13 protein-coding genes and 1 pseudogene are annotated in these 14210 nt (G+C 36.8%); 2 read left to right on the forward strand and 12 right to left on the reverse strand.

Translation table 11 applies throughout. The features are described 5' to 3' along the window. Window positions 1-32 precede the first annotated feature (32 nt). Entirely contained in the window at window positions 33-488 is a 456-nt protein-coding gene (locus tag AC1DJR_RS08630) for a SprT family protein (RefSeq protein WP_016095131.1), read from the reverse strand. Window positions 489-698: 210 nt separating this feature from the next. Between AC1DJR_RS08630 and cmpA the strand changes: the two genes are divergently transcribed. After that, entirely contained in the window at window positions 699-815 is a 117-nt protein-coding gene (cmpA, locus tag AC1DJR_RS08635) for a cortex morphogenetic protein CmpA (RefSeq protein WP_001143642.1), read from the forward strand. 57 nt (window positions 816-872) lie between these two features. Here the strand turns inward: cmpA and AC1DJR_RS08640 are convergent, their stop codons facing one another. From AC1DJR_RS08640 to acpS, 6 genes are all read right to left on the reverse strand, one after another. Next, a complete protein-coding gene (locus tag AC1DJR_RS08640; protein ID WP_477002401.1) occupies window positions 873-3041 on the reverse strand; it encodes a Tex family protein in 2169 nt (722 codons plus the stop codon). Between the two features lie 67 nt (window positions 3042-3108). Next, entirely contained in the window at window positions 3109-3459 is a 351-nt protein-coding gene (gene ndoA, locus AC1DJR_RS08645) for a type II toxin-antitoxin system endoribonuclease NdoA (RefSeq protein WP_000635965.1), read from the reverse strand. A gap of 4 nt (window positions 3460-3463) precedes the next feature. Beyond that, on the reverse strand, window positions 3464-3751 hold the full coding sequence (locus tag AC1DJR_RS08650) for an antitoxin EndoAI (protein WP_000004570.1): 288 nt from the start codon (window positions 3749-3751) through the stop codon (window positions 3464-3466). Between the two features lie 313 nt (window positions 3752-4064). Continuing rightward, window positions 4065-5234 (reverse strand): alanine racemase, encoded by a 1170-nt coding sequence (gene alr, locus AC1DJR_RS08655; protein WP_002009971.1) that lies wholly within the window; start codon window positions 5232-5234, stop codon window positions 4065-4067. A 117-nt stretch (window positions 5235-5351) separates the two neighbouring features. Further along, window positions 5352-6302, reverse strand: coding sequence for a LolA family protein (locus tag AC1DJR_RS08660; protein ID WP_429687647.1), 951 nt, complete (start codon window positions 6300-6302; stop codon window positions 5352-5354). A gap of 156 nt (window positions 6303-6458) precedes the next feature. Continuing rightward, on the reverse strand, window positions 6459-6818 hold the full coding sequence (acpS, locus tag AC1DJR_RS08665) for a holo-ACP synthase (RefSeq protein ID WP_429687613.1): 360 nt from the start codon (window positions 6816-6818) through the stop codon (window positions 6459-6461). 92 nt (window positions 6819-6910) lie between these two features. Between acpS and AC1DJR_RS08670 the strand changes: the two genes are divergently transcribed. Beyond that, the gene (locus AC1DJR_RS08670) at window positions 6911-7483 is read left to right on the forward strand and encodes a rhomboid family intramembrane serine protease (RefSeq protein ID WP_429687614.1); all 573 of its coding nucleotides are present in this window, start codon (window positions 6911-6913) and stop codon (window positions 7481-7483) included. On the opposite strand, the gene uvsE is transcribed toward AC1DJR_RS08670, so the two are convergent. The 5 genes and pseudogenes from uvsE to AC1DJR_RS08695 all read right to left on the reverse strand — a co-directional run. Then, window positions 7476-8438 carry a UV DNA damage repair endonuclease UvsE gene (gene uvsE / locus AC1DJR_RS08675; protein ID WP_477002399.1) on the reverse strand — a complete coding sequence of 321 codons (963 nt, stop codon included), beginning with the start codon at window positions 8436-8438 and terminating at the stop codon, window positions 7476-7478. The genes AC1DJR_RS08670 and uvsE overlap by 8 nt on opposite strands. Window positions 8439-8530: 92 nt before the next feature. After that, entirely contained in the window at window positions 8531-10153 is a 1623-nt protein-coding gene (gene cshA, locus AC1DJR_RS08680; RefSeq protein ID WP_429691768.1) for a degradosome RNA helicase CshA, read from the reverse strand. 200 nt (window positions 10154-10353) lie between these two features. Then, window positions 10354-11589: pseudogene (gene murF, locus AC1DJR_RS08685) on the reverse strand (UDP-N-acetylmuramoyl-tripeptide--D-alanyl-D-alanine ligase); the annotation flags it as partial. 60 nt (window positions 11590-11649) lie between these two features. Further along, the gene (locus AC1DJR_RS08690) at window positions 11650-12738 is read right to left on the reverse strand and encodes a D-alanine--D-alanine ligase (protein ID WP_002009961.1); all 1089 of its coding nucleotides are present in this window, start codon (window positions 12736-12738) and stop codon (window positions 11650-11652) included. Window positions 12739-13038: 300 nt separating this feature from the next. Further along, a partial coding sequence (locus AC1DJR_RS08695) for an MDR family MFS transporter (RefSeq protein WP_477002400.1) occupies window positions 13039-14210 on the reverse strand: 1172 nt, incomplete at its 5' end.

Here is a 14210-nt window from a genome sequence, read left to right on the forward strand (position 1 = left end):
TGTTTATAATATACTGGATTGCGTTTTCACTGTCAAGATGTTTTCACTACCAGTTTTAGTTGTCCTTTACACTTTCCACATACATATCTTTGTGTATTTATTTGACGTCTTCTTACATATTGAAAAGAACACCCCATACATTCATACATAGAAACTCTCGTTTCCTCCTCACTAATCATTCGTTTACAAAAACGTGGTGCACCTACTTTCTTTAATAACTCACGAAAATCTCTATCTCGATGCTTATACCCTTTTCCTGTGATATGTAAGTGATAATGACAAAGTTCATGTTTAACAATCCCGACTAACTCTTCTTTTCCATATACTTCGTAATATCGATAATTCAATTCTATATTATGATTCTTCAATAGATAGCGCCCACCAGTTGTACGTAACCTACTATTAAACATCGCTTTATGTAAAAACGGCATTCCAAAGCATTGTAACGATACCTCTTCCACTAACCGCTGAATTTCTTGCTCATCCATTCTCATTCCTCCTAAACTAAAAAATATTTCCACACTTTTCTCCCTTCTTATACATATAGTAAATAGTACATATACCCATCCTCATTCAAGAAGCGTGATTTCTAAAAATGCAGCATTGCTAGAAATCCACTCACCAACCTCTCATCAAAGTTACTTTAACTAAAAGGAGCTACTTTTTTTGAGAGCAGGATTAAACAAGGAGGGATTCCTATGCCCACGTGGCTAAAGAAACAAATGCAACGTGCATATTTTGAGAAAAACCGGTATCAAATCAAGTTACTAAATGAATGCTGGTTTTATTATAGTAAAATACATCAAAGCTCATAATCAATTAAACTTTCCAGTTCATAAAAAAAGAGCAGTTTCATCTGCTCTCTTTTCTTACTATTCAATCGGTAACATTGATAATGCAACACGACCTTTTTTCATATCAATATCATCTACCCATACCTTTACAATTTGTCCCACGGATACAATATCTAATGGATGCTTTACAAATTGTTTGCTTAATTTAGAAATATGTACTAAACCATCTTGCTTCACACCAATATCAACAAAGGCACCGAAATCAACAACATTGCGGATCGTTCCCTCTAATTCCATACCACGCTTTAAATCTTCTAATTTTAAAATCCCCTTTTTCAAAAGTGGCTTTGGCAACTCATCCCTCATATCTCGCTCCGGGCTAATTAAAGCATCCATAATATCAACTAACGTCGGCTCACCAATCTCCGTCTCTTGAGATAATTTAGAAATATCTACTCCTTCGAAACTCTTTTGCAAGTTTGGTTTCCCCACATCATTCTTTGATAACCCTATACTCTTCAATAGCAATTCAACATTTTTATATTGTTCTGGATGAATCCCTGTGCGATCTAACGGATTTGCTCCTTCTAATATACGTAAAAACCCGATACATTGTTCATAWGTTTTYGCACCTAAACGTGGGATTTTCTTTAATTCAGTACGCTTCGTGAATTTCCCATCTTCCTCACGCTTAGCTACAATATTTTTCGCAACTGTTTTTGATAATCCCGAAACATATTGCAACAATGCAACTGAAGCTGTATTTACATTAACACCAACTCGGTTAACTGCTGTCTCTACTACGAATGTTAATGATTCATTTAATCTCTTTTGAGATACATCATGTTGATATTGTCCCACCCCAACAGATTTAGGGTCAATTTTCACAAGCTCTGCAAGTGGATCTTGTAGACGTCTCCCAATTGAAACAGCACTTCTTTCTTCAACCTGTAAATTCGGAAACTCCTCGCGAGCTACATCAGATGCTGAGTACACACTAGCACCCGCTTCATTTACAATAATGTAAAATACATCTTGTTCTACATTTTGTAATACATCTACTATAAATTCTTCCGTTTCCCTCGAAGCTGTACCATTTCCAATTGCTATCATTTCAACTTCATATTTATCTATAATTGAAATGATTTTCKTTTTTGCATCCTCATATTTACGAGCAGGCGGATGCGGATAAATAACATCTATGTGAAGAACTTTYCCTGTATCATCTACTACAGCTAATTTACAACCGGTTCTATATGCTGGATCTACCGCTAACACAACTTTCCCTTTCATCGGAGGTTGTAATAATAAATTACGTAAATTCTCAGAGAAAATATGAATCGCTTGTTCTTCGGCCGTTTCCATTAATTCTTTACGAATTTCTCTTTCTATTGAAGGTTGAATTAATCGCTTATATCCATCTTCCATCGCTAATTGTACATAATGCGCACTTTTAGAAGCTTCATCAAGAATCATTTTTTTATGTAAAAACTGAAGAATTTCTTCAATTGGCGTGATAACAGAAACTCTTAATACGTCTTCCTTTTCACCACGATTCATAGCTAGTACACGATGCGGTACTACTTTTTGCAACGGTTCTTCATAGCCATAATACATTTCATATATATTCTTTTCATCTTTTTCTTTATCTTTTACAGATGAAGACATAATCCCTTTTCGGAAAGTAGTATTGCGAATCCAACTACGATATGCCGCATTATCCGAAACAAGTTCCGCAATAATATCTTGCGCACCTTGCAACGCATCTTCTGCAGACGCCACTTCCTTTTCTGCATTAACAAATTCCATAGCCTTCTCTGCTGGATTTTCTTTTTTATATAATAATAGCCACTCAGCTAACGGTTCTAATCCCTTTTCTTTAGCAATTGTAGCTTTCGTTCTTCTTTTTTCTTTATATGGACGATATAAGTCTTCTACTTCTTGAAGTTTTGTTGCAGCAACAATATGACGACGCAACTCTTCGGTTAGTTTACCCTTTTCACCAATAAGACGAAGAACCTCTTCTTTCCTATCTTCTAGTTGCATCATATATTGCCATCTTTCTAAGATTGCACGAATTTGCACCTCATCWAGAGACCCTGTCCATTCTTTTCGGTAACGAGCGATAAATGGAACTGTGTTACCTTCTTCTGTTAATTGAATAACATGACGAACTTGCTTTTCTGTAAAGCCTAATTCTTTCACTAACATTTTCATTAACCCTTGTCGATTATCTACCATTTCCATATCCAACCGTAACCTCCTCTATAATAAAAAAAGTTGCCCTGTAAAGAGAGCAACTTAAACTGCCGATTTAAAAATCTATTAGTCCTAAACTAATTTGTAACGCTTCATCTACACGACTCATCATCACTTCATCCAAATGAGTGATTTTGTCCGTTAAGCGYTGCTTATCGATTGTTCGAATCTGCTCAAGTAAAATAACAGAATCCCTCTCAAAACCGTACTTTTTCGCATCAATTTCCACATGAGTGGGTAATTTCGCTTTTTGAATCTGTGCAGTAATAGCCGCTACAATCACAGTCGGACTAAAACGATTTCCGATGTCATTTTGAATGACAAGAACCGGACGAACGCCTCCTTGCTCAGAACCAACAACTGGGGAAAGGTCTGCAAAATACACGTCGCCGCGTTTTACAATCAAAATATTACCCCCCGCTAACTAAGCGTTCTACTGTATGAGCTGCTTCATACTCTGCTAAGAAAGCTTCAGATGCAATACCAAGATTAATTTTTCCCATTTCAATGTACCCACGTCGCATTGATTCATGTTGGTAGCGTTTCTTCGTCTTATGTTGACGCAATAACAGTTGTGTTGCCTGGCAAATTAGTTCATGGCGATTCTTATTCTCTTGTTTTCCAATTCCGTCCAATTCCGTTACCATTTGCTTTGGCAACCGAACCACGATTTCAGTAGTTACACTTGATTCGGACACAAAAATACACCTCCACCGTCAACTACACACCCAAATATATATATATGACACCTATTGTAATAATACCATTGTATGGAGCCTGTTGCAAAGACTTCCTTATTCCTTGCTTATGTTTTCCAATTCATAAATAAAACATTCATCTTCTTTTACTTTTTATCTCTTTCAAACAAGAAATAAAGCAATCCTTCAGTAATATTTCATTGCAACTTATATTAATAACAAGTATAAAAAGAAGCTCCCCAGCGAAAAAGAGCCTATTCTTTATTAGTGAAACTCCTCCAAATGACGAGATGCTGAGTAATAATACCTTCTTCTATATATCGTTCAAATAATTGATTACTTCTACAACTTTACCGTGTCGTATAAATATTCTCGGTACACGGAAGCTTATCGTTGCAATAATTTCATAATTAATAGTCCCGGAATATTCAGCAACCTCGGTAGCACTAATATACTCATCACCTTGTCTCCCAATGAGTGTAACTTTCGTACCAAGTGGCACTTCACAAGGAAGATGTATCATGAATTGATCCATTGTCACTCGCCCTACAATCGGTACTCTTTCACCGTTTACAAGTACCTTAAACCCTTGCAATCTTCTAAGCCAGCCATCTGCATACCCAATCGCAACTGTCGCAATCCATTCTTCGGTTCTCGTTCGGTATGTGACATTATAACTAATCCCATCCCCTTTAATCACTTGCTTAATATGAGCAACTTTCGTATGAAGTGACAACGCCGGTTCCAATTTAAACGGTAAAAAAGGACGTATTTCTACAGATGGGGATAGTCCATACATCGCAATACCAATTCGCACTGCATTAAATGTAATCCCTTGAAACCTTAACGTTGCAGCACTATTGGCTGTATGGACAAATTTAGGGTTCACTCCAAATTCTTTCAACCAACTTAACTGCTGCAAGAACGTATTATATTGCTTATCAAAGTAAGAAGTCTCAACCTCATCGGATGTTGCAAAATGTGTATATACTCCTTCTAACTCCAAAAATGGCGCGCCTTCTAAACTCTTTAAGAACCCCTTTAATTCTTTGCGTTCGCGTATTCCAATTCTCCCCATACCACTATCAAAATTAATATGGAATTTCATTATTGATGAACCATCCCAGAGCTTTATCGCGTCTTCTACCCATTCTTTTTGAAAAACAGTTAATGCTACATCATTTTCAGCAGCAACATTTACATCACGAGGAGGGGAAGGACCTAATACTAAAATCGGTGCAGTAATACCAGCCCTCCGAAGCACTAAAGCTTCATCTAAAAAAGCAACTGCTAATCTTGTTGCCCCTGCTTCTAATGCGGTTTTAGCCACTGGTACATAATCGTGCCCATATGCATTCGCTTTAACTACAGCAAAAATTTCTACATCACTTGGAATGAACTCTTTAATATGCGTAACATTGTTATAGATCGCATCTAAGTCCACTTCCACCCAAGTATCACGGTAAAACGGTGCTTCTTCCATAAATACACTTCCTTATACACGATATGCGAAGCTTATTCTTTTATATGCTTCTTTTATGAAATCCACCTTCAAACTAAGAAAAGACGTGGTGCACATATATCACCACGTCTAAGAAGTTTACTTCACCTGCTTCGCTGTAACCGAACGAGCAACCATCAACAACTCATTCGGCTCTAAACCTTTAGACACGAGCATATATTCTACTCCGTTATGTGACCACGTTACAGAGTCTTTCGTCAATGCACCAATCGTGAAACCAAGATCAACCGGCTCTCCACTTACACTTACCGCCGATGAGGCCTCTGCAATTTTTGACTTTTCTTGTATTAAAGTAAAGGATTTCTTACTTCCAGTGTATGTGAGTATTGCACGCTTGCCACTGTCTGTCTTCAACTCTTCTTCCTCTTTCAAAGTCATACCTTGCGGTGTATCACGTGGATACAAAATAGCAAACGGTTTGTCTTCTTTCGCTGCCGTCTGAACATCTACTTGTGCCCTAGACATATTTTGTTTCGTATCAAATGCACCTTTATCAAACTTTGCATCAAACTTTACTTTAGTGAAATCTACTTTTACAAGGACATTTTGATCATTATCCATCAGTTTCACAGAAACTGGTGTTAAATCACTTTTATTCAGCTTAATYTCTTGTTTCGGCAACATATTTTGATGTTGATAATTTGTTTTTGTTTTAAACACATAATACTTATCTGTTTTCTCGAAAGAGAGATTTTTCTTATCTTGCAAAATATCTCTTACAAGTGATTCATATAAATAAGCCTGGCTACTATTTTGCGGCCAATCACTTTGAAAACGGAAACTCTTATTAAGTGCCGGTGTTAATACAAATACACCTTCATCATTCCTTAAAATAATTTGACTCTGATCCTTTTTTGCATTCTGCAAATTCACACGATAATACGAAGGTTCTTTATGCCAAATTTCTACATTGTACTCTTGAGGTTCATTTCCTGTTTTAATAGATAATTTCGCTTCAGCTTGATAACTCTTCATACTTTTAACTTTCGTTTCTAAATCTCTCACAACATCTTCCTGTTTCTTTTCCATACAACCCGCCAACACAAAAACGGTCAATAAACCGACAAGAACTAAAAACAGACGCCTTTTCATCACTTCAGCCCCTTTGCCCCTATAAATGAATGGAAGATATGCCTTCCTTATCGCTACCTCAAATATATGAGACAAAGATATAAAATATGCAGACTAGCGTGACGAGCTTTCCAAAACAACTTGAGCAACGGCAAATTCTTTACTATGACTAATTGATAAATGAACAATATGCTCTGTATTTGTAATGATAATCGGCTTACCTCTATCATCATTCCTTACTTCAATATCTAAAAAACTCACTTCTTTCCCGATACCGGTCCCTACCGCTTTAGAATACGCCTCTTTTGCTGCAAATCTTCCAGCTACAAATTCTGTAAGACGACTTCCTTTCAGCCTCTTGGCAACACCACGTTCTCTTTCAGTTAAAATACGTTCCATAAATTTAAGCTTTCCATCTAGCATTTTTTCAATTCGATTTAACTCAATAATATCGATTCCAATCCCTACAATCATTTCAAAATCCCCTTCTTCTATTTAGCTTTCTTCATTCATATTGTAAGAATAACAGAGAATCTTTCTGATGCAAAAGGAGTGATACTAACAACATGCTAATACCATCCACTCGCATTTCCTTACAACCGATTATCATTTCTTTACTTCTTATACAATTAGTCATGATTATATCGAGCGACTTTTCCCTCTTTCACCTGGCAGCCTACAATGAATATATCGCTAAAGGAGAATGGTGGCGTGTCATAACTTCCTTACTTGTACACGTAGACTTACAACACTTCCTTTCTAATAGTATTTGTTTATTCGTATTTGGTTCTTCTATCGAAAAACAACTAGGACATTTTTCTTTCATCATTATTTTTTTCCTTTCTGGCATTCTCGGGAATATTTCTTCTTATATTATTATGCCTCTTGAATATATTCACGCCGGAGCATCTGGTGGTATTTTCGGATTACTAGGCGCCCAATTATTTTTATTGTATAGTCGATATCGTTCTTCAAAACCAAGAGACATCGCTATTTTTTCAATAATGATACTTATATTACTACTATTTACTTTCTTTAATCCCTCTTCCAATCCTATAAGCCATTTAATAGGACTGATCATCGGCGGCATGTGCACCCCTTTTTTAACAAAAAAAAACGATGGCGCAGAGCTTATTTAATATAGAAGCTCGCACCATCGATAATTTCCACATCTGTTTGTTTACTTAACTCTCTCATTAGTTGAAATAAAGACTCGTCCTTTTTCTTCGCCTCAATCATACAATCAATTCGCGGAACACTCCCCTTTATCTTTTTCAAAAAAGATAAGAAAGTATCTACATCAATAAAATCTGCATGTGCTCTCGGGTTTTTTCCATCTCTAGGACTGGAGATGTGCATTTTAACCGGTAACAAAGACGATTCCCACGTATGTACAACACGCGCCCAATCTTCATGCCAATCTTCCTGGTCATTATTCATCATATGATGGTGCAAATCAAACACGACTGGAATGTCTAATTTCTCACCTAAATACAATGTTTCTTCTAAAGAAAAGGTCGTGTCATCATTTTCTAATATAATCATCTCTTGAATACCTCTTGGAACAGTTGACCAATTTTCTATAAAGCGTTCTAATGCAAGCTCCTTATCTTTATAACCTCCTCCCACATGTAATACACATCGTTGCTTATGTTCAATTCCCATACCCTTTAACAATTTTTTATGCATCTGCAATGTCTTTACAGATTGTTTGAAAATACTCTCCTCAGGTGAATTTAGTACAACAAAGTGATCTGGATGGAAGTCAATTCGCATATTCATACGAATTGCATATTCACCTAATTCTYTCAGATTTTCTTTTAACGGACGAATATAGTTCCAATCTAACAACTCCTCATGATTCGCTAAAGGAATAAGCTTGGAACTAAGTCGAAAGAAAGATATATCATGTCCTTTATTATGTTTTAATAACCGTAAGCAATTTTCCAAATTCGAATTAGCGATTCTCTCAAGTTTACGAATCGCAGCCTCTCGATCATCAATCCGCTGAAACTGTGCATACGTCATCGTTTGAGATGGAGAAGCATTCTTCAAATGTACACTCATCGCAACATACCCAAGTCTTACAAGCATATAGCACCTCATTTCTATACGAGTTACTATGTAGTATGCACAATTACAGAAATAAAAAAAGAGAATGCCAGCAAAGGGCATTCTCTTTTTTATTAAGCTTGTGGACGGCTATGATGTTTTCTTTCGCCGCGTCCATTTGAAGATCCAGGGCGACCTTCACCTTTACGACCACGGTTACCATCACGGCTACCAGCATCACGGCTACCAGCATCACGATTACGATCACGGTTACGACCATCGCCACTTCCGCTTCCACGTCCATCACGATTGCGATCACGGTTACGACCATCGCCACCGCCGCGTCCATCACGACTACGATTACGATCACGGTTACCATCACGGTATCCACTTCCGTTACCACCGCGTTTTTTAGAACCGCCACCGCCACCTCTTGAAACAACTGGTGGTTCTGATGTTAAAGCGATCGGAGTTGTATCCGGCTCTTTTGTCATCATTTTTAAAGCAGCAGCTACTACTGTTACAGAATCATTCTCTTCTAACATTTCTTCTGCAATACGCTTGTAGTATGATAAGTTATCATTTTCAATTGTGCTTTGAAGTTTTTCAGCGATTAAACGTTGTTGACCTTCTAACGCCTCGTCAAGTGTCGGTGCGTCCATACGATCAACCTTACGTTTTGTTGTACGCTCGATATTTTTTAATTGTCCTGATTCACGTGGTGTTACAAATAACATTGCAATACCTTTTTTACCAGCACGGCCAGTACGACCGATACGGTGAACGTATGATTCTGGATCTTGTGGGATATCGAAGTTGTATACGTGTGTTACGCCTGAAATATCAAGACCACGTGCAGCAACGTCTGTTGCAACAAGAACTTCAATAGTACCTTCTTTAAATTTACGTAATACAGACATACGCTTCGCTTGTGTTAAGTCACCGTGAATACCTTCTGCTGCATAACCACGTAAGTTTAATGCTTCTGATAATTCATCAACACGACGCTTTGTACGACCGAATATGATTGCAAGCTCTGGAGATTGAATATCTAGTAAGCGTGTTAACACGTCAAACTTTTTCTTTTCTTGCACTTCTAAATAGAACTGCTGAATGTTTGGCATTGTTACTTCTTTTGCTTTTACTTTAATGTGTTGAGGCTCAGTCATGAAACGCTCAGCAATACGACGGATTGGATCTGGCATTGTCGCTGAGAATAATAATGTTTGATGTGTTTCTGGCACATCTGTTAAAATCGCTTCAATATCTTCAATGAAGCCCATGTTTAACATTTCATCCGCTTCGTCAAGAACAACAGTCTCTACGTTTTGTAAGCGAAGTGTTTTACGGTTGATATGATCTAAAATACGACCCGGCGTACCTACAATAATGTGTGGGTGTTTTTTTAGAGCACGAATTTGGCGGTTAATATCTTGACCACCATAAATTGGTAGAATACGAACACGTTTATGTTTACCAATTTTGTATAGCTCTTCTCCAACTTGAATTGCTAATTCACGCGTTGGCGCGATAACAATACCTTGAACTGCTTCTTTATTTGTATCCACTTTATCTAATAGTGGTAATCCGAATGCTGCTGTTTTCCCTGTACCTGTTTGCGCTTGCCCAATAATATCCTTACCTTGCAATGCATGTGGAATTGTTTCAGCTTGAATCGGCGTAGCCTCTTCAAAGCCCATACTTTCAACAGATTGTAGTAAAGACTCACTTAATCCTAGTTCTCGAAATGTTGTCAATGTTACTTCTCCTTTTCTATCCTATACTTATCATTTAAAAAAAGGCGTTTTCCGAACTTGCGGAAAAGCCATTTTCCTGAATACTTACGTATATAACCGGGCGTATATTCTTCACGAAAATACTTCTAAACGTTATTACACTTTATCAATTATAAGTTTTGTAGGTGTAAAAAGCAAACCCCAACTGTTACCTTATTTCGGAAATTAATTTTTGCACCTTCAGCAATTTGAGCCCCTAATTTACCATATGTGAATACATATGAAATTTTTGCTGGATCAATTAATTTACCTACTTCATAATGAAATTGCACTTCTTGATTTCCAAGTTCTAACATATCACCAAGCACAACAATTTTTTTAGCAAATCCATCTAAACCATTCATTAGGTGGAACGCAGCTTCCATAGCTGTTGGACTAGCATTATAAGCATCATTGATAATTGTTAAACCACTATCTGTTTTTACAATTTCCATACGCATACCTGTCATTTGAAGTGTTACTAAACCTTGTTTCATTTCCTCCCACGTTACACCAAAATGTTTTGCAATTGCCATTGAAGCAAGCGTATTATATACATTATGCTTTCCTAGTACTGGCAAATAGAATGACAAAGTTTCATCCCTGTTCATCTTAAAGTGTGTCCCAGTAGCCTGCAATGTTACAGTAGTTGGATAGTAATCATTTGCTCTCGCATCACCAAATGTAACTGTTTCAGCTGCTAAATTCATTTCTGGAACACGATTCGTTAATAGCGGCTCATCTCCATTATATACGAACACGCCACCCTTTTGTAAACCTGTAACAATTTCTAACTTCGCTTCAGCAATCGCCTCACGAGAGCCTAAATCCATTAAGTGCGCCTCACCAATGTTCGTAATAATAGCTGCATTAGGACGAGCTAACTTAGATAGAAATTCAATTTCTCCTCGGCTTGACATGCCCATTTCTAATACAGCTACTTCTGTATTTTCCTCTAAATTTAAAATAGTAAGAGGTAAACCGATGTGGTTGTTGAAATTACCTTCTGTTTTTTGAACTTTAAATTTAGTCGCAAGAATACTTGTTACAATATCTTTCGTAGATGTTTTACCATTACTACCCGTTACACCAACAACTTTTACATCCAATTGATCACGATAGTTTTTCGCTAACATTTGCAATGCTGCTAGTGTATCTTCTACAAAAATAACCGGAAGATTTTCAGGTGGGTTTTCTACATCTTTCATCCATAATGTAGCAATCGCCCCATTTTCAACAGCTTTGTCTACAAAAGCATGTCCATCGAAACGTTCACCTTGAATTGGAACATATAAATTTCCATTTTCAATTTTCCTCGTATCAATAGACACTCCTTGTATAGTAATTCCCTCATACTGCTCTGCTAATCCAGTACCATTTATCATCTGCTCTACTTGTTTTAACGTTCGATTTATCATGAAAACACTCCTTACATAGAGGAAGCACTATTCCTTCGAATAGTGCTTCCTCCTTTTTTGTTAGATTGTATATTTAATTTTTTGTTTTTCTTCGTGACGCTCAATCGCTAAGCGAATTAGCTCTTCGATTAATTCCGGATACGGTAACCCTGTATGTTGCCATAATAGAGGGAACATACTAAACGGCGTGAATCCTGGCATTGTGTTTACTTCGTTAATATATACTTCTCCATCTTTCGTTAAGAAGAAATCAGCTCGTGTTAAGCCCGAACCATCTAATGATTGGAATGCGATAATTGCATCTCGCTTAATTACATTAGACTCTTCTTCTGTCATTTCAGCTGGAATAATTAACGCTGTATCACCATCGATGTATTTCGATTTGTAATCATAAAAATCTTTTTTCGGTACAATTTCACCTACAACTGAACATTTCGGCTCATCATTACCTAATACACCAACTTCTACTTCACGACCTACAATATTTTCTTCTACAATAATTTTACGGTCAAATTGGAATGCCTCTTCGAATGCATTCTCAAGCTCTTCACGATCATTACACTTATTAATACCAACACTTGAACCAAGGTTTGCTGGTTTTACGAAGCAAGGATATCCTAATACTTCTTCTACTTTTTCATACGCTGTTTCACGATCTTTTTCCCATGCGCTACGAATGAAAGATGCATATTTCGCTTGTTTCAATCCAGCCTCTGCAAAGATATTTTTCATAACAACTTTATCCATACCAGCAGATGATGCTAATACACCGTTACCTACATATGGAATGTTTAGTAATTCTAATAACCCTTGTACTGTTCCATCTTCGCCATTCGGTCCATGTAATAATGGGAAAATAACATCAATTGCATCTTCTTGTTTAGAAGTTGCCGTTGGGATAATTTCTGTACTTAATGATACAGGAGAAATTGTATTCTCTTCCCCACTCATTTGTAATGCCTCAACATTTGTTACTTCGCCTTCAATACGCTCTCCACGCATCCATTGGCCTTGTTCTGTAATATAAATTGGATGAATCTCGAATTTATCTTGATTTAATGCTTTAATAGCAGCAAGAGCCGTTTGTAACGAAACTTGATGCTCAGCTGATTTTCCACCGTATAATAAACCTAATTTAATTTTTGTCACTGAAATCACCCTAACCAATTGTTTTCATTTTTCTATTTTAGCACTTTTTATAAAAATAGGTAGTTCCTATTTGAAATAAAATGTAACTTCCACAAATAATTAAAAGACACCACTTATTGGTTTTCTACACTTTTTCTCTTTAATTTCTACACACCTAAACAAAATTAAACTTTAGAGCAAAATTGCTATCTAATCTAGTTATGTACCTAAAATATGTAGAAATCCACTTTGTGTGTATGTCATCTATATTACCCTACCATTTGTGGAGAATGAAAAAACACTGATTAAAGTTTCATTTTATTAAGAAGACTGTTTTGTAGGCGTATCTTTTTGCCTCTGCTCAACAAGACGATCTAAAGAAACATATACAAAGCCTGCAACTACACACCCTATACTTAAAATTGTAAATAAGTAGTGACCAAGCAAACGATCCAATAAAAAACCACCAAGAAGTGGACCAAATGCACTTCCTGTAATCCACTGCAAACTCGCCGCCCCCATATAGGTTCCTCTCAAATGCTCAGGGGCCAAATTCGCTACAAACGTCATCTGTACAGGCGACATAATCATCTCGCCTAACGTATATATGGCATAAACAAACATTAAYGTCATTAAAATAATTGTAGCATTTGTATCATATTCTCCAAACCACTTCGGTAACCATCCTATAAAAAACAAACCAATTCCGAACAAACACGCACCGTATAACATCGTCTTTCCAACAGGTTTATCTGTCGCCCATTTTGAAATTTGAAATTGAAATAAAACAACTAATAGACCATTTAATGCCATTAAATATGGGTATGGATTGTTGACTCCAAAAATACCCTTCATTTCGTTATCAAAGTGAAGCGGTAACATGCCTTCTGTTTGAGAGAACCCCATAGAAATAATGATCCCCGCTAACAAATAAATCATTAACGCCTTATCTCTCATTAAAATTTTCCAAACTGCTCCAGATTCCTGCTCTTTATTTTTTTCCGTCATATCCGTAATTTTTGGCATTGTTTCTTTAATAAGTACTAACACTAGTAGCGCATAAAACAACATAGCGGATGAAGCAATAATAAACACGAGGTTCTTTGATAAAACAACTACTGATGCTCCCATTATCGGTCCAATTGCAGCACCAATATTGTGTCCCATTCGCAATAAACCATATGCTTCTGTTCTTTTTTCTGGCGCCGTCACATCTGCAACCATCGCTGATGCCGCTGGGTGAAATAGCGAATTACTTAACCCTAAAAAAATAGATAAAATGGCATATGGAATAAACCCTTCTATAAATAAAAAACCGAGCATTAGTAATGCATTACTCGCCATTGAAAATATCATAATTGGCTTTCTTCCATATATATCAGCTATTCTTCCGCCTATAAGCGAACCAAAACTTGCAGCTATTGGAGAAAGCGCCATAATGATTCCAACTTGTAATAAAGAATCTACCTTATCTTTTAAATATAGTGCAAAAA

Source organism: Bacillus sp. 05T31 (assembly GCF_056396725.1).

What these genes read in the sequence shown, in the direction of transcription:
- acpS (WP_429687613.1), bottom strand. Translation starts at nt 6,818, where the DNA reads ATGATTGTAGGGATTGGAATCGATATTATTGAGTTAAATCGAATTGAA.
- AC1DJR_RS08630 (WP_016095131.1), bottom strand. Translation starts at nt 488, where the DNA reads ATGGATGAGCAAGAAATTCAGCGGTTAGTGGAAGAGGTATCGTTACAA.
- AC1DJR_RS08670 (WP_429687614.1), top strand. Translation starts at nt 6,911, where the DNA reads ATGCTAATACCATCCACTCGCATTTCCTTACAACCGATTATCATTTCT.
- alr (WP_002009971.1), bottom strand. Translation starts at nt 5,234, where the DNA reads ATGGAAGAAGCACCGTTTTACCGTGATACTTGGGTGGAAGTGGACTTA.
- cmpA (WP_001143642.1), top strand. Translation starts at nt 699, where the DNA reads ATGCCCACGTGGCTAAAGAAACAAATGCAACGTGCATATTTTGAGAAA.